The organism is Kaistia sp. MMO-174 (assembly GCF_037147815.1).
Taxonomy (GTDB): Bacteria; Pseudomonadota; Alphaproteobacteria; order Rhizobiales; family Kaistiaceae; genus Kaistia; species Kaistia nematophila.
In genome coordinates this window covers 55,347-70,537 of the sequence record NZ_JBBCUO010000008.1, presented here as the reverse complement: position 1 = coordinate 70,537, position 15,191 = coordinate 55,347, and the positions used below count along the sequence as shown (strand labels likewise).

The 15,191-nt window shown below is 67.0% G+C and carries 15 protein-coding genes; 13 read left to right on the top strand and 2 right to left on the bottom strand.

From position 1 onward, the window contains the following. Window positions 1–26 precede the first annotated feature (26 nt). Together WFK98_RS25990 and WFK98_RS25985 are read right to left on the bottom strand one after the other, a co-directional pair. Entirely contained in the window at window positions 27–1,196 is a 1,170-nt protein-coding gene (locus WFK98_RS25990) for a cystathionine gamma-synthase (RefSeq protein WP_336802333.1), read from the bottom strand. Beyond that, window positions 1,193–2,620: a cystathionine beta-synthase gene (locus WFK98_RS25985; RefSeq protein ID WP_336802332.1), complete on the bottom strand. Its 1,428-nt coding sequence runs from the start codon at window positions 2,618–2,620 to the stop codon at window positions 1,193–1,195. Before WFK98_RS25985 ends, WFK98_RS25990 begins: the two co-directional genes overlap by 4 nt. A 283-nt stretch (window positions 2,621–2,903) precedes the next feature. Here WFK98_RS25985 and WFK98_RS25980 point away from each other — a divergent pair, with 283 nt between their 5' ends. The 13 genes from WFK98_RS25980 (at window position 2,904) to WFK98_RS25920 (ending at window position 14,597) form a co-directional block, all read left to right on the top strand. Next, entirely contained in the window at window positions 2,904–3,074 is a 171-nt protein-coding gene (locus WFK98_RS25980; protein ID WP_336802331.1) for a hypothetical protein, read from the top strand. Between the two features lie 14 nt (window positions 3,075–3,088). After that, window positions 3,089–3,721 carry a helix-turn-helix domain-containing protein gene (locus tag WFK98_RS25975; RefSeq protein ID WP_442907481.1) on the top strand — a complete coding sequence of 211 codons (633 nt, stop codon included), beginning with the start codon at window positions 3,089–3,091 and terminating at the stop codon, window positions 3,719–3,721. Between the two features lie 105 nt (window positions 3,722–3,826). Next, a complete protein-coding gene (locus tag WFK98_RS25970) occupies window positions 3,827–4,222 on the top strand; it encodes a hypothetical protein (RefSeq protein WP_266340494.1) in 396 nt (131 codons plus the stop codon). A gap of 374 nt (window positions 4,223–4,596) precedes the next feature. Further along, on the top strand, window positions 4,597–5,889 hold the full coding sequence (locus WFK98_RS25965) for an ABC transporter substrate-binding protein (RefSeq protein WP_336802330.1): 1,293 nt from the start codon (window positions 4,597–4,599) through the stop codon (window positions 5,887–5,889). Window positions 5,890–6,141: 252 nt separating this feature from the next. After that, window positions 6,142–7,029, top strand: a complete 888-nt coding sequence (locus tag WFK98_RS25960; protein WP_336802329.1) for a carbohydrate ABC transporter permease — start codon at window positions 6,142–6,144, stop codon at window positions 7,027–7,029. Next, window positions 7,026–7,892, top strand: coding sequence for a carbohydrate ABC transporter permease (locus tag WFK98_RS25955; RefSeq protein ID WP_420909659.1), 867 nt, complete (start codon window positions 7,026–7,028; stop codon window positions 7,890–7,892). Before WFK98_RS25960 ends, WFK98_RS25955 begins: the two co-directional genes overlap by 4 nt. A 323-nt stretch (window positions 7,893–8,215) precedes the next feature. Beyond that, on the top strand, window positions 8,216–9,466 hold the full coding sequence (locus WFK98_RS25950; protein ID WP_266340496.1) for an extracellular solute-binding protein: 1,251 nt from the start codon (window positions 8,216–8,218) through the stop codon (window positions 9,464–9,466). 104 nt (window positions 9,467–9,570) lie between these two features. After that, the gene (locus WFK98_RS25945) at window positions 9,571–10,506 is read left to right on the top strand and encodes a carbohydrate ABC transporter permease (protein ID WP_266340497.1); all 936 of its coding nucleotides are present in this window, start codon (window positions 9,571–9,573) and stop codon (window positions 10,504–10,506) included. Next, window positions 10,506–11,345, top strand: coding sequence for a carbohydrate ABC transporter permease (locus tag WFK98_RS25940; protein WP_336802328.1), 840 nt, complete (start codon window positions 10,506–10,508; stop codon window positions 11,343–11,345). Before WFK98_RS25945 ends, WFK98_RS25940 begins: the two co-directional genes overlap by 1 nt. After that, window positions 11,342–12,112 carry a PIG-L deacetylase family protein gene (locus WFK98_RS25935; protein WP_336802327.1) on the top strand — a complete coding sequence of 257 codons (771 nt, stop codon included), beginning with the start codon at window positions 11,342–11,344 and terminating at the stop codon, window positions 12,110–12,112. The genes WFK98_RS25940 and WFK98_RS25935 overlap by 4 nt, the downstream gene beginning before the upstream one ends. Beyond that, entirely contained in the window at window positions 12,109–13,011 is a 903-nt protein-coding gene (locus WFK98_RS25930) for an ROK family protein (protein ID WP_336802326.1), read from the top strand. The genes WFK98_RS25935 and WFK98_RS25930 overlap by 4 nt, the downstream gene beginning before the upstream one ends. Beyond that, window positions 13,008–13,751 (top strand): GntR family transcriptional regulator, encoded by a 744-nt coding sequence (locus WFK98_RS25925; protein WP_266340501.1) that lies wholly within the window; start codon window positions 13,008–13,010, stop codon window positions 13,749–13,751. The genes WFK98_RS25930 and WFK98_RS25925 overlap by 4 nt, the downstream gene beginning before the upstream one ends. A gap of 60 nt (window positions 13,752–13,811) precedes the next feature. Further along, window positions 13,812–14,597 (top strand): SIS domain-containing protein, encoded by a 786-nt coding sequence (locus WFK98_RS25920; RefSeq protein WP_336802325.1) that lies wholly within the window; start codon window positions 13,812–13,814, stop codon window positions 14,595–14,597. The last annotated feature ends 594 nt before the right edge of the window (window positions 14,598–15,191 follow it).

The following is a 15,191-nucleotide window of genomic DNA, read 5'->3' as shown; positions in this document are numbered from 1 at the left end:
CCGTGGCGCAGTGTTCGCGCCTCCACCTAGAGCAGCGCCTGCGCGATGTCGGCGATCAGGTCGTCGGCTGCCTCGATGCCGGCCGAGAGGCGCACCAGCCCGTCCGAGATGCCGATCGCCTCGCGCTGCGCCAGCGGGATCGAGGCATGGGTCATGGTGGCGGGGTGTTCGATCAGGCTCTCGACGCCGCCGAGGCTCTCGGCGAGGGTGAACAGGCGCACCCGTTCCAGGAAGCGCCGGGTGCCGGCGAGGTCGCGGTCGAACTCGACGCTGATCATGCCGCCGAAGGCATGCATCTGCCGCCTGGCGATCGCGTGCTGCGGATGGCTCTCGAGGCCCGGATAGATGACCCGTTTCACGTCGGGGCGTGCCTCCAGCCAGCGGGCGATGGCGAGGCCGTTCTCCGAATGCCGCTGCATCCGAAGCGCCAGCGTCTTCAGCCCGCGCAGCGCCAGGAAGCTGTCGAACGGACCGGAGATGGCGCCGACGGCGTTCTGCAGGAAGCGCACCTGATTGACGATTTCCTCGTTCGGGCCGACGACGACCGTGCCGCCGATCATGTCGGAATGGCCGTTCAGATATTTGGTCGTCGAATGCACGACGACGTCGATGCCGAATTCGAGCGGACGCTGGATGTAGGGGCTGGCAAAGGTGTTGTCGGCAACCGTGATCAGGCCGCGCCGCTTCGCCAGCGCGGCGATCGCCTCGAGGTCGACGATGCGCAGCAGCGGATTGGTCGGCGTCTCGATCCAGAGCAGCTTCGTCTCCGGCCGGATCGCCGCCTCGACGGCATCAAGATCGGTGAAGTCGGCGAAGGAGACGTCGAGCCCGGCGCTGCGCTTGCGCACCTTGTCGAGCAGCCGGAAGGTGCCGCCATAAAGATCGTCGGTCGCGACGATGTGGTCGCCAACGGAGAGGAGCTCCAGCGTCGTCGAGATCGCCGCGAGGCCGGAGGCGAAGGCGAAGCCGGCCGTGCCGCTCTCCAGGTCAGCGACGGCGCGCTCGAAGGCGAAGCGGGTCGGGTTTTGCGAGCGGCCATATTCGAAGCCCTTGTGCACGCCCGGGCTTTCCTGCGCGAAGGTCGAAGTGGCGTAGATCGGCACCATGACCGCGCCCGTCAGCGGATCGTGGCTCTGGCCGCCATGGATGGCGCGGGTCTCGAAGGCAAGGCGGTTCGGCTTCAGGGGCTTGTTCAAAATGCCAACCTTTCGTGATTGATCAGATCGATCCGGGTGATGAGCCCGACGAACTCGTCGCCATCCATGACGATGGCGACCTCGTTGCGCTCGAACACCGGCAGCAGCGCCTCGACCGGCTCGTCCGCCTGCAGCGTGTTGAGCTCCGTCACCATGGCGTCGCGCACCGAGGCGCCGAAAGCGCTGCGGCCGGCGCGCGCCTGCGGCCGCAGGCCGCCCAGCACGTCGCTTTCGTCGATGAGGCCGATCAGCGCGCCATGTTCGATCACCGGCAATTGCGAGACATCGGCCGAGCGCATCCGGGCGTAGGCGGTGGAGAGCGTGTCGTCTGGCGCCACCGTCACCGTGCCGCCTTCGGCGAAGCTGCGGGCGACGAGATCGCGTAAGTTTCCGTGGCGGATCTTCTCGATCAGGCCCTGCTCGGCGACCCAGACGTCGTTGAACACCTTGGACAGGTATTTGTTGCCGCTGTCGCAGACGAGGGTGACGACGCGCTGCGGCTCCGTCTGCTCGCGGCAATAGCGCAGCGCCGCCGCCAGCAGCGTGCCCGAGGAGGAGCCGGCCAGGATGCCCTCCTGCGCCAGCAGGGCGCGCGCCGCCGCGATGCTCTCGCGGTCGGTGATGGTGTAGGCGCGCGACACCAGCGACAGGTCGGCGTTGGGCGGCACGAAGTCCTCGCCGATACCCTCGACGGCCCAGCTTCCGGGCTCGATCGTCTCGCCGGTATTGACCAGCGGCGCCAGGATCGAGCCCTTCGGATCGGCCAGCACCATCTTCGTCTTTGGCGAGACGCGCCGGAAATAGCGGCCGATGCCGGAAAGCGTGCCGCCGGAGCCGACGCCGACGACGATGGCGTCGATGTCGCCGTCCAACTGCTCGAAGATCTCCGGTCCCGTCGTCGTCTCATGCGCGCGCGGATTGGCCGGGTTGGCGAACTGGTTGACGAAGAAGCCGCCGGTCTCCTCGGCGATGCGGGCGCCCATGTCCTGATAGTACTCGGGATGGCCCTTGCCGACGTCGGAGCGCGTGGTGCGCACGTCGGCGCCGATGGCGCGCAGATGCTGCACCTTCTCGCGCGACATCTTGTCGGGCACGACGAGGATCAGGTGATAGCCCTTCGGCAGCGCCACCTGGGCGAGGCCGAGGCCGGTATTGCCGGCGGTCGCCTCGACGATGGTGCCGCCCGGCTTCAGCCGGCCGTCCGCCTCGGCGGCGGCGATCATCGACAGGGCGATGCGGTCCTTGATCGAGCCGCCGGGATTCTGGCTCTCCAGCTTGACGAACAGCCGGCACGGGCCGGTGTCGAAGGTCGTCAGCTCGACGACCGGCGTGCGGCCGATCAGCTCGAGGCTGGAGCGGACCGGGCGGGGCAGGGGCGCTCCGTTTCCCGGGATTTGCGACGTTGCGGGCGGTTGCTTGCTCATGTCGAAGCTCCAGGCGGGTTTCTCGCTCTGCCACCCTATGTAGGTGGCGGCAAGCATAGCGAAATGCCAGCCGGCCGGGCGTCGCCGCGCCATCGCCCTTGCTGTCGCCGAAACGTGGAAAAGGATTTTGCCTTCTTCCGCGAGGTCCGAATTCGCGCCTCGCCCGAGCGCGGAATGGCGGAAATCATGACTTTTTTGCGCGAGATCACGGTCGCTTGCGTCGAAATAGCGGCCGGACTTCTGATATAACGGACGCATTCAGCCGGCATTGGAGGCCATGGACGTGCAGCAGCAGACGGCCCAGATCATCGACCTCGCATCGTATCGCAAGGCGCGCAGCCCGCAGCCGGCGGCACCGCAGATGGCGATGCCGATGGTGTCGATGCCGGTCGCCTGGATGCCGGTCTGGGTCATGGTTCCGGTGCCTGTAGCCCAGCCGGTCGCGATCGGCTGAACCGGGGCGCGGCCATGGTGCATGCGACGCCAGCCCTGATCGAAGACGCGCCGGACGAGGTCGCCGCCGACACATCCGGCGAGCTCGCGGCCCTGGTCGGCCGCAACCTGCGCCGCCTGCGCACCCGGCGCGGCCATTCGCTGGAGCGGCTCGCCAAGCTTTCCGGCGTCAGCCGCGCCATGCTCTCGCAGATCGAGACCGGCAAGAGCGCCCCGACCATCAACCTGCTCTGGAAGGTGGCGACCGCGCTCGGCGTGCCGTTCGCGACGCTGATGAACGGACAGGAGGCGCGCGGCACGACGGTGATGCTGCGCGACAAGGCCAAGATCCTCACCTCGAGCGACGGTCGCTTCTCGTCGCGGGCGCTGTTTCCGTTCAGCGGCGAGCGCAAGGTCGAGTTCTACGAGCTGCGGCTCGGCCCCAACCATCGCGAGGACGCCGACCCGCACGCGCCGGGGACGCTGGAAAACCTGGTCGTCGCCCAGGGCACGATCGAGATCATCGCCGGCCGCGACGCGCCGCAGGTTCTGGGCGAGGGCGACGCCATCGCCTTCGAGGCCGACGTGCCGCACAGCTACCGCAACCTCCGCGCTTCCGAGGCGGTGATCTATCTCGTCATGACCTATGTCGAGACGATCTCGGGCTGAGACAGGCTTTCTCGACGCATCCCGTGACGAAAAAAAAAGGGCCGCCCGGCGGGCGACCCTGAGACGGCGTGCGACGGAAGCAGGCCTCAGGCCTTCATCTCCATCATGCACATCATCATCGGCATGCCGGCCATGCTCATCATCATGGGCATGCCCATGCCCATCATGCTCATCATGCGATTGCAGCAATCCATGAACATGTCCTTGGACATGCCTTCCATCGGCATCATCTCGCAGGTCATGCCCTTGTCGGTCATGGTGCAGGTCATCTTCGCCATCATCATCGGCATGGGCATCATGCCGCCCATCGGCATCATATTGCCCATCATGGGCATCATGCCGTTCATCATGCCCATGCCGGGCATCATGTTCTGCATCGGCATCGGCATCATGGCGGGCATCGGCATCATCTGCATGGCACTGCTCATCTTTCCATCTCCGGGTCGCTCGACGGCCGCTGCCGTCCATGTCTCGGCATCTAGACGCGGCCCCTGGGCCTGACAATGCGCGATCGGAGGCCGGCCGACGTTTCCTCCGAGCGAACGGAGGGGCGGTCGCCCGGGCGAACGGCGACGGCGGAAATCTCGAAAAATCCTCCGCTATAACGGAAATGGCCGCGCCGGCGCGGGGGCGATTTTGGCGCCAGGCGCGGCGAAATTCGAACAACTTCGCGCGCGGGCGATGATTGTCGCCAATTCGATCTCCTTCGCGCATTCTGATGCCGGCCGCGATTGCCGGTGACGAATCGGCCGGCGAGGCGGCGAAGCCGAAAAGGCGTCTTGCCGATTGGCCAAAGTCATTATAACGTCCTTACGTCATAATGAAGAGGCGGCCGAGACACCGTCGGACCGTCGGCACTGAAACGGAGGGGTTCCGTGACGATCAGACCATTGATGGGCTTGTTCCTGGGTACCGCCATGGCGGCTTTCTCCAGCGTTGCCTGGGCAGAAGACGTGACCGTGTCGTTCCTGACGCACTGGCCGCCGGAGACGGTCGCCAAGCTGGAGGCGGCCGCCGCGACCTATGCCAAGGATCATCCGGGCGTGAAGGTCGAGGTTCGCGCCGTGCCGTTCGGCGACCTGCTGACGACGCTGCGCTCGCAGGCCGGCCAGGCCGGCGGCCCGACGATCACCGGCATCTACGACCTCTGGCTGCCGGAACTGGCGCGCGACAAGCTCGTCAACGCCGCGCCGGAAGCGAACAGCACCGACGTCACCACCAACTGGCCGAAGGGCGTCGCCACCGCCGCCAGCGTCGGCGGCACGGTCTACGGCTATCCCAACGAGATCGACGTCTACGCGCTCAACTACAACAAGAAGCTGTTCGAGGAAGCCGGCATCAAGGAGGCGCCGAAGACCTGGGACGAGTTCTACGCCGCGGCCGAGAAGCTCACCAACAAGGACAAGGGCCAGCAGGGCTTCGGCATGATCAATTCGTGGGCGGCCGGCGTCGTCCATCCCTTCGCCTCGCTGCTCGCCTCGAATGGCGGCGCGCTGGTGGTCGACGGCAAGCCGCAGCTCGACAGCGACAACGCCAAGGCGACCTTCGATCTCTATGAGAAGCTGATCAAGTCGGGCGCCTCGGTCGCCACCATGGGCACCGCCGACGCCAACACCACCGGCCCGTTCCTCGACAATTTCGTGTCCGGCAAGACCGGCATGATCATCATGGCGAACTGGTGGGAATCCGCGCTCAAGGCCGGCATGGGCGACCGGTTCGCCGACATCGCCACCGCGCCGATCCCGGTCGGCCCGAAGGGCGACGGACCGCACTCGATCTCCTACTCCTGGATGACCGTCGTCTCCGACGGCGCCTCGGACGCCGAGAAGAAGGCGGCATGGGACTTCCTCGCCTGGTTCAACGGCCCGACCTCGGGCGAGAACGGCGCCTCCGCCATGGGCGACCTGCTGCAGTCCATGGGCATCCTGCCGTCGCGCACCTCCGACGTCGCGGCCTTCGCCGAGCGCCTGAAGACGCCGTTCCTTGCCGGCTATGTCGACGTTCTCTCGGAAGCCCGGCCGTTCCCGACCGTGCTTGGCGGCCAGGAATTCACGGAATCGCTGCAGGGCCACATCGAGGCGGTGCAGTTCGGCAAGGAGACGGCCGCCGAAGCGGCTGCCGCCGCCCAGGCCGACGCCGTCGCCATCCTCGATAAGGCGTCGCAGTAAGGTCGCGATCATCCTCTTCCGTCATCCCCGCCTTTGCGGGGATGACGGTCGAGGGGAGCCTCCGTCCCGACCCCCTCGCCCGCGCAAACGGGAGAGGGCTGGGGTGAGGGCCTTGTTTTCGGCCCTCGAATCTAGCGCCTCCAAGCGTTCCGAAGACCCTCACCGCAACCCTCTTCCGTGACCGGGAGAGGGAGCCGGTCGAGTCACGCCCCGCCGATCCCGAACTGCCATGAACAGAGAACACGCATACCGATGAGCGGCTTCCGAAAATCGATCGTGGCGATGCTCGCGCCGAGCCTCGGGCTGATCGCGGTCTTCATCCTGGTGCCGATCGCGCTGACCGTCTGGCTCGCCTTCACCAAATGGTCGTCGCAGACGCCGTTCTCGACTGCGACCTTCATCGGCCTCGACAACTTTCGCGAAATATTCGGCGCAGGTTCCGTCGGCCGCGACTTCAAGGGCGCGCTCGTCAACACGGCGCTCTATTCGGGGATGTCGATCGCGCTGATCCTGCCGCTTTCCGTGCTGTTCGGCATGCTGATCCACCAGGCCGAGCTCAAGGGCGCCAACGTGCTGCGCACGATCCTGTTCGCCACCTACATGGTGCCGATGATCGCCGTGGCGCTGGTGTTCTCGAAGCTCTATTCACCGTCGGAAGGGCCGATCAACCAGATCCTCGGCTGGGTCGGCATCGGCCCGTTGCCCTGGCTTTCCTCGCCCGATACGGCGCTGGTCTCCGTCGTGCTGCTGAACGTCTGGCAGCAGGTCGGCTATTTCACCATCCTGATCATCGCCGGCCTGACCCAGATCCCGCAGTCGATCTACGAGGCGGCAAAGATGGACGGCGCGCGCGGCCCGGCGCTGTTCGGCTTCATCACGCTGCCGCTCTTGAAGCGGACGCTGCTGTTCTCCGCCGTCATCGCGCTGATCAATGCCGTGCAGGTGTTCGAGCCGGTGGCGCTGGTGACGCAGGGCGGCCCGGTCGGCTCCACCAACGTCATGACCTATCACATCCGCCGCGTCGGCATTGAGCGGGCCCAGGGCGGCCTCGGCTCGGCCATGTCGGTGACGCTGCTGCTGGCGCTGGTCGTCACGGTGACCGCCGTCTTTGCCTTTGCCCGCAGGGAGGATCGGCGATGAGCGTTCCCGCTACCACGCCGGCGCCCGGCGCCGCATCGCCCGCCTGGCGGGGCTTCCTCTATCTGCTGATGATCGCGATCGCCGTCGTCTCGGCCTTCCCGCTGGTCTGGATGGTGCTATCCAGCCTGAAGACGCCGGCCGAGGCGATGCAGACGCCGCCGGTCTGGATCCCGGCGACGCCGTCGCTCGATGCCTATGCCAAGGTGTCGGAACTGATCAGCGTCGGCCGCTCCTTCGCCAACTCGGCGCTGATCGCCGGCATCACCACGGCCGGCATCCTCGTCACCTCGCTGATGGCCGGCTACGCCTTCGCCAAATACCGCTTCCGCTACCGCGAGGCGCTGTTCGCGATCACCATCGCGACGATGTTTCTGCCGCCAATCGTGACGCTGATCCCGCTCTACCGGCTGGTCGGTTCGATCGGCCTCAATGCCAGCCTCGCCGGCGTCATCGTGCCGAACCTCGCCAACGCCTTCGGCATCTTCCTGATGCGCCAGTTCATCGCCGGCGTGCCGGACGAGCTGGTCGAAGCGGCGCGGCTCGACGGCGCGTCGGAATTCCGCATTGTCTTCACCATCGTGGCGCCGGCCGTCGCCCCGGCGCTGGCCGCGCTGGCGCTGTTCGCCTTCGTCTATCACTGGAACAGCTATCTCTGGCCGCTCACCGTGCTGCAGGGCAATTCCAGCCAGTATCCGATCGTGATCAGCCTCTCGCGGCTGCTCTCCTACAACCGCTCGGCCGTCAATACCGGTCTGGTGATGGCCGGCGCGACGCTCGCCGTGCTGCCGCCGCTGGTCCTGTTCGTGTTCCTGCAGCGCTTCTTCGTCCGCACCATCACCGCCTCGGGGATGACCGGACAATGAGGAATCGAAGGAAGACCCTCACCCCGACCCTCTCCCGCCTCGCGGAAAAGGGGCCGATCCTGCCCGCTTCGATCCAGCACCCGAACAGGATGTCCTTCATGGCAAGGCGCTGCCTCACCGGCACCACCGGCCAAGCTCCCTCGCCCGCAAGGCGGGAGAGGGCTGGGGTGAGGGCCTTTCTTGTCCAGGTTTCCCGAAGGCGCAGCGCGGGCAACCGATTCCTGTCCCGCCTCGAAAATCCCTCTTGCCTCCATCCAATCCCGAGATAAAGTGATTACGACGTTATAACGACATAAGCACTGTCGCAGAGGGGAAGACCGGTTATGTTGAACGTTCGCAGACATCTGAAATCCGCCACCATCGGGGTGCTCGCCCTGGCCGCCACCGCGCTCTCGGCCTCGGCCGGCGAGGTGACGCTCTGGAGCTGGCGCACCGAGGACCAGGCGGCGATGGAGAAGATCTTCGCCGCCTTCACCGCCAAGAACCCTGACATCACCGTCAAGCTGCAGTTCACGCCCGACGCCGACTACCAGAACCGGCTGTCGACGGCGTTGCGCGGCGGCAAGGGTCCGGACATCGCCCAGCTCAAGGCCTATGGCGAATTGCAGCCGCTGGTCGACGGCGGCTATCTCGACGCGCTCGACGAGAGCGTGCCGGCGCTGAAGGACTTCACGCCGGCGGCGCTCGGCGGCTCGGTCGGCATCGCCGACGGCAAGATCTACGGCGTGCCCTATTCGACGCCGGTGATGGGCGTCTTCTACAACACCGAGATCTTCGAGAAGAACGGCATCGCCGTGCCGAAGACCTATGACGAATTCGTCGCCGCCTGCGAGAAGCTGAAGGCGGCCGGCGTGCTGCCGATCGCGGCCGGCGGCGCCAACGGTTCCGGCTGGGCGCTCGAGATCAATGCCGGCGTCGTCGGCCCGTCCGTCTTCGGCGCCGGCTTCTACGACGAGATGATGAGCGGCAAGGCGAAGTTCACCGATCCGCGCTACGTCAAGGCGCTGGAGAAGATCAAGGCGCTGCAGCCCTATTACTCGGACGGCTTCGCCGGCGTCGACTACACCACCGCGACGCAGCAGTTCATCTCCGGCAAGGCGGCGATGTTCTTCGGCGGCGCCTGGGAGAACGGCAGCTTCAAGGCCCAGAATCCGAACCTGAAGTTCTCGATCTTCCCGTTCCCCGGCGACAAGGCCGAGGCGCAGCCGGCGGTGTCCGCCTTCTCGGACGGCTCCTACGGCCTTGTCTCCGACAGCGGCAACAAGGAAGACGCGACCAAGGTCCTCGCCTTCATTGCCTCGCCCGAGTTCGCCCAGCTCTTCGCCGACAATCTCGGCTGGCCGCCGGCCCGCACCGGCGCCACGGCCAACGACCCCGTGCTGAAGTCGATGCTGGAAATGCAGGCCAACGCCACGCCGTATCTGACGCTGGTCGGCTTCCGCTGGCAGACGCCGACGGCTTCCTCCGTCATCCAGGCCGAGATCATCGACATGATCGAAGGCAAGATCGCGCCGGAGAAGCTCGCCGCCGACGTCGATGCGGCCGTTTCGACCTGGTTCAAGCCGAAGTCGTAGCCGTCACCATTACCAAGGGGAGGGGCGTCCGCCGCCCCTCCTTGCCGCCCTCCCGCAAAGGGAGAGGCGAGCCAGAAACAAGCATCGGCCCGGGGGAGGCGAGAATGACGGCACAGCGCCTTCGGCGTGCGCCCATCGAATGGCAGAAGCATCGCGCCGCGATCCTGTTCGTGCTGCCCGCGCTCGTCATCTACTGCCTGTTCGTCGTTTATCCGCTGGCCAGCTCGCTCTGGGGCTCGCTGTTCGAATGGCGCGGATTCCGCATGCGCGGTTTCGTCGGGCTGGACAATTTCGCCCGCCTGTTTGTCGAGCCGAGCTGGACCAAGCTTTCCGGCGCCTTCACCCACAATGTGTTCTGGTTCTTCGGCATCATGGTGCTGCAGAACGGGCTGGGGCTGATCTTCGCCTACCTGCTGTTCCTCCGGAATCGCGGCACCGCCTTCCTGCAATCGGTGTTCTTCTTCCCGGCGGTGCTGTCGCCCGTCATCGTCGGCGCGCTCTGGCGGCTCTTGCTGACGCCGGACGGCGCGGTCGAGACGCTGCTGCACAATCTCGGCCTGCTCGAGGGGCGCCTCACCATCCTCGGCGATTCCAGCTGGGCGCTCTGGATCCTGATCGCCGTCGACGCCTGGAACTGGATGGGCCTGCCGGTGCTGATCTTCACCGCCGGCCTGCGCCAGATCCAGCCGGAAGTGTTCGAGGCGGCGCGGCTCGACGGCGCCGGCAATGGCCGCATCCTGTGGTCGATCGCGCTGCCGCAGCTGGTGCCGTCCATTTCCTCGCTGACGACGCTGACCTTCATCAACACCTTCAACCAGTTCGACCTCGTCTATGTGATGCAGGGCGTGCAGGGGAACCCGAACTTCGCCACCGACACTCTGGTGACCTACTTCTTCCGCCTCGCCTTCGGCGCGGAAGGGGCGGTCGGCATCACCGATATCGGCCTGGCGCTGGCGCTCGGCACGCTGCTCTTCCTGCTCCTGACCGTGGTGACGATCGGGCTGCTGCGCTTCTTCGAACGGCGGACGGTGAGGCTCTGATGACCAATCTCGACGTCTCGCAGCGTATCCGGCAATTGCCGGGCTGGATCGTCCTGGCGCTCTGGGCGCTGGTGGTCGCCGTGCCGCTCTACATCCTCGTCGTCTCCTGCTTCAAGACGACGGCCGAGATCTATGGCGACAAGTTTGGCCTGCCGACCAATTGGACGCTCGACAATTTCGCCAATGCGTGGACCCAGGCGCAGTTCGCCCGCTACATGTGGAACTCCTTCGCCGTCACCGGCGGCGCGGTGATCCTGACGCTGGTCGTCTCGGCGATGGCGGCGTTCCCGCTCTCCCGCTACCAGCTCGGCTGGTCGTCGCCGGTGCTCGCCTTCTTCCTCGCCGGCGTCATGCTGCCGATCCGCCTCGCCTCGGTCGAATTGTTCTCGCTGATGAAGACGCTTGACCTGCTCGACAGCCGGCTCGGCCTGATCCTCGTCTATTCGGCGATCCGCATTCCCTTCGCGGTCTTCATCCTGGCGAATTTCATGCGCGTGCTGCCGCGCGAGCTGGAGGAGGCGGCCCGCCTCGACGGCGCCAAGGAGTGGCGCATCCTGTTCCGCATCATCCTGCCGACGATCAAGCCGGCGGTGGCGATCGTCGCCATCTTCACGGCCATCGCCGTCTGGAACGACTTCTTCTTCCCGCTGATCTTCATCTTCGACGACGCCTACAAGACCGTGCCGCTCGCCATCACCACGTTCATCGGCCAGTTTCGCACCGACTGGGGCATGGTGTTCGCGGCGCTGGCCATCTCGATGATGCCGGTGCTTGTCATGTATCTCCTGCTGGCGCGCCAGATTCGCGAAGGCGTCGGCGCCACCGGAGGACTGAAATGATCGACGAACGCATCTATGGCGGAAAGAGCCTGCTCGTCGTCGGGGCGCACGCCTTCGACGCCGAGGTGATCGCCGGGCCGCTGGCGGCGACGGCGGCCAAGTGCGGCCTCGACGTCACCTTCCTGCACCTGACCATGGGCGAGCAGGGCCACACCTCGCTGTCGCCGGCGGCCTATGCCAGCCAGAAGCGCGCCGAGGCGGACCGTTTCTGCGCGAAGCTCGGCATCCAATGGCGCGAGCTCGGCTATCCCGACGCCTTCCTGCCCGACACCGACGAGGTGGCGCTGAAGATCGCCGACGTCATCCGCGAGCTGAAGCCGGACACCCTTGTCACCCACTGGCACGGCAGCTGGCACAAGGATCACCGCGCCGCCGCCAATGCGACGAAGACCGCCGTTCTCTACGCCGCGCTGCCAACGCTGGAGCGCGCCTACCCCGCCTTCAGCCCCAGCCTGCTGCTGTTCGGCGAGAACTGGGAGGACGACGAGGGCTTCGCGCCGACTGAACTGGTCGATGTCAGCGAAGGCTTCGAGGTCTGGCGCGAGGCGATCACCGAATACGAGCTGGCCCGCGGCCTCTCCTCGTTTCCCTATGTCGATTACTATTCCGCGCTCTACCGGATGCGCGGCTGCCTGAACGGGTCCATGTACGCGCAAGCCTTCTCCACGACGTCGCATTCCTTCAATGCCGGCGGCGGCATGTTCAACGCCAGATCTTCCTCCAGCAGGGCCCGCCTTTCCGGCTGCGGCTGCGGAGGGCACGAATGACCGAGACCCCGCAGGTCCTCGCGCTCGATCTCGGCGGCACCAGCCTGCGCGCCGGCTTCGCCATCGTCGACGCGCCGGCCGAGCTCGCCGCCGTCGAGCGCTGGCCGGCGCCGGAAAGCGCCTGCGCCTTGCGCGACAGGATCCTTGCCCTCGTCGCCGCGCGCGCCGGTTCCGCGCCCCTCGCCGGCATCGGCATCACCATTCCCGGCCTCGTCGAAGGCACGGTGTCGCGCTGGGTGCCCAACCTGCCGTTCCTCGACGGCGTTGATCTCGCCGAACTGTTCGGTGAGGCGGGTGTGCCCGTCGCCGCCGGCAATGACGCGCAGATGGCGCTTTTGGCCGAGGCGCGGCTCGGTGCCGCCAGCGGCCTCGACGACGCCATCCTGCTCGCGATCGGCACCGGCATCGGGTCCTCCGTGCTCGCCGGCGGCCGCATCGTGCGCGGCGGCCGCGGCGCCGCCTGTTCGTTCGGCTGGGCCTCGGCCGACGTCGCCGATCCCGGCGAGGACCGTTCCGGCTGGCTCGAGCGGCAGGCGGCGGGCCGGGCGCTCGACAGGCTCGGCCGCGACGCCGGCCTTGCCGATGGCGCGGCGCTGATCTCGGCGGCGCGGACGGGCGACCCGGTGGCGAGCCTCGCCATTCATCAGGTCGGCGCGGCGCTCGGAACGACGCTTGCCGGCGCCGTCGCGCTGCTCGATCCGCAGGCGGTGCTGCTCGCCGGCGGGGTCTCCGACGCGATCGACGTGCTGGGGCCGCCGCTGCGCGCCGCGCTGACGCGCAACCTGCCGCCGCATCTGCGGTCAATCGAAATCCGGCCGGGCCAGTTCGGCCCGCGAGCCGGCCTTGTGGGTGCCGCCGTGGCCGCTGGCCTCGGTCCGGAATGGTGGAGGGTCCGATGACCGAAGCTGCGATGACATCGCTTGACCGTCGCCGGCCGGAGCCGCTCTGGCACCAGGCCGAGCGCGCCATCCGGGCCCGCATCGAGGCCGGCGAATGGCCGGCCGGCTCGCAGATCCCGGCCGAGGACCGGCTGTGCGAACTGCTCGGCGTCAGCCGCATCACGGTTCGCCATGCCCTGCGCAACCTGGAATCGCTCGGCCTGCTGCGCCGCGAGCATGGCCGCGGCACCTTCGTGCGCAGCGCCACCGTGGTCGCCGGCGCGCGCGGCCTCACCAGCTTCTCCGACGAAATGGCGGCGCTGGGGCTCACCGTCGGCTCGCGCATGCTGGAGCAGCAGATCGTGCCGGCGAGTGCCCGCGTCGCGGCCGCGCTCGAGATCGAGGAGGGCGAGCCGGTCGCGCTCGTCCGCCGCCTGCGCCTCGGCAACGGCTCGCCGATCGGCGTGCAGACCGCGCATCTTAGGCTCGACCGCGTGCCGGGCCTGCTCGACGAGGACCTTTCGGACGGTTCGCTCTATGGCCAGATCGAACGCCGCTACGGCATCAAGCCGTCCGAGGCGACGGAAATCTATCGCGTCGGCTCTGTCGGGCCCGAGGATGCCGAACTGCTGGAAATCGCCGTCGGCAGCCCGGCCTTCATCGTCGAGCGCCTTGCCATCGATCCGCGCGGGCCCTTCGAATTCACCCTCTCGATCATGCGGGGCGACCGCTACGAGATCCGTTCCACCTTGCGGATCTGACGGCCGCCGGCCGCAGCTCCCGACCCCTTTCCCTCATACCATCCCCCAAGGAGACGACTGATGTCCGATTTCTACCTGCACCGGCTGATCAAGTTGATCGAGACCGCCGGCAGCGCCAACGACGCCGCCTTGACCGAAGCGGCCAAGCGCTTCTCGGAGTCGCTCGCGCAGGGTGGCCTGATCCACCTGTTCGGTTCGGGCCACTCGGTCCTGCCGACGCAGGAAGCCTTCCCGCGCTACGGTTCGTTCGTCGGCTTCAATCCGCTGACCGACCCGCGCGTCATGTGGCACAACGTGCTCGGCGCCGGCGGCGTGCGCGAACTGCTCTGGCTGGAGCGCACCGAGAACTACATCGACAAGTTCCTCGACCACCAGCCGCTGAACTCCGGCGATTCGATCATCATCTACTCGCATTCCGGCACCAACTCGGCCGGCATCGAGACGGCGCTCTACGCCAAGGCGCGCGGCCTGTTCGTCGTCGCCGTCACCTCGAAGGCGAACGACAAGCCGGCTAAGCATTCCTCCGGCAAGCGCCTGAAGGATGTCGCCGACGTCGTCATCGACACCAACTCGCCGGTCGAGGACGCCATCGTCCCGATCGAGGGCTGGAGCCGTCCGGTCTCGGGTTCCTCGACCGTGCTGGCGATGATCCTGACCCACGAGCTGATCGCCCGCACCGCCGACGCGCTGTCGAAGAAGGGCGTCGAGTTGCCCGTCTTCGCCTCGCCGACCATCGAGGGCGTCACCCTGCACGACACCGACGTCATCTACGGCATCTACCGCGAGAAGATGATCGAGGCGCAGCAGAAGCACCTCAAGACCTTCCAGGAGAAGATGAAGGGCTGATCCAGCCGTTTCATCCAGCCTGGTTGTCGACGCCGCGAGCCCCCCGGTTCGCGGCGTTTTTGTTTTGCTGGCAGTGCCGTGTCGGGCGCTCCACATTTGCCGAAGGCGATCCTCGACAGGACTCCCACGCTCGTCGTCTTCGCGCGGCGAAAACCGGACTGCAGGGATTCTCGCCTGCGCGAGGATGACGCAGGAGGATGTCGGGTCGAAAGACCCTCACCCCGGCCCTCTCCCGCGCGCGGGAGAGGCGGCCCGCCAGAGCCTCTGGGCTGGACGTCGACGACGGCCGCCGGCCGAACCCTCGTCCGCTTGCGGGAGAGGGCAGGGCGAGGGCCTCGCCGCCCTGAGTCCCGCCCCGAATCCGCCTCTGTCCCGCCTGCTTTTCGCCGCGTTGGACAAACCGAAATCCACGATGTGGATCAGTCGCTTGCCCGTCGCGGGGCGCCTATCTTACACGATCGATTGAGTCGGGTTTGTTGACAGCTGCCTGCAATTCGGGAAATCTCGGAGCTGGCCGGGGCGTTCCGTCCCGGCCGCCGAACGACGGAGACTGCCGGCCGCCCGCTCTTCGCGGCGCCAATTTTGGGAGAAACC

Excerpts from the sequence above, each read along its gene's own strand:
- WFK98_RS25985 (WP_336802332.1), bottom strand. The coding sequence starts at position 2,620 with ATGAGCAAGCAACCGCCCGCAACGTCGCAAATCCCGGGAAACGGAGCG.
- WFK98_RS25975 (WP_442907481.1), top strand. The coding sequence starts at position 3,089 with ATGGTGCATGCGACGCCAGCCCTGATCGAAGACGCGCCGGACGAGGTC.
- WFK98_RS25970 (WP_266340494.1), top strand. The coding sequence starts at position 3,827 with ATGCACATCATCATCGGCATGCCGGCCATGCTCATCATCATGGGCATG.
- WFK98_RS25960 (WP_336802329.1), top strand. The coding sequence starts at position 6,142 with ATGAGCGGCTTCCGAAAATCGATCGTGGCGATGCTCGCGCCGAGCCTC.
- WFK98_RS25955 (WP_420909659.1), top strand. The coding sequence starts at position 7,026 with ATGAGCGTTCCCGCTACCACGCCGGCGCCCGGCGCCGCATCGCCCGCC.
- WFK98_RS25950 (WP_266340496.1), top strand. The coding sequence starts at position 8,216 with ATGTTGAACGTTCGCAGACATCTGAAATCCGCCACCATCGGGGTGCTC.
- WFK98_RS25945 (WP_266340497.1), top strand. The coding sequence starts at position 9,571 with ATGACGGCACAGCGCCTTCGGCGTGCGCCCATCGAATGGCAGAAGCAT.
- WFK98_RS25940 (WP_336802328.1), top strand. The coding sequence starts at position 10,506 with ATGACCAATCTCGACGTCTCGCAGCGTATCCGGCAATTGCCGGGCTGG.
- WFK98_RS25935 (WP_336802327.1), top strand. The coding sequence starts at position 11,342 with ATGATCGACGAACGCATCTATGGCGGAAAGAGCCTGCTCGTCGTCGGG.
- WFK98_RS25930 (WP_336802326.1), top strand. The coding sequence starts at position 12,109 with ATGACCGAGACCCCGCAGGTCCTCGCGCTCGATCTCGGCGGCACCAGC.
- WFK98_RS25925 (WP_266340501.1), top strand. The coding sequence starts at position 13,008 with ATGACCGAAGCTGCGATGACATCGCTTGACCGTCGCCGGCCGGAGCCG.
- WFK98_RS25920 (WP_336802325.1), top strand. The coding sequence starts at position 13,812 with ATGTCCGATTTCTACCTGCACCGGCTGATCAAGTTGATCGAGACCGCC.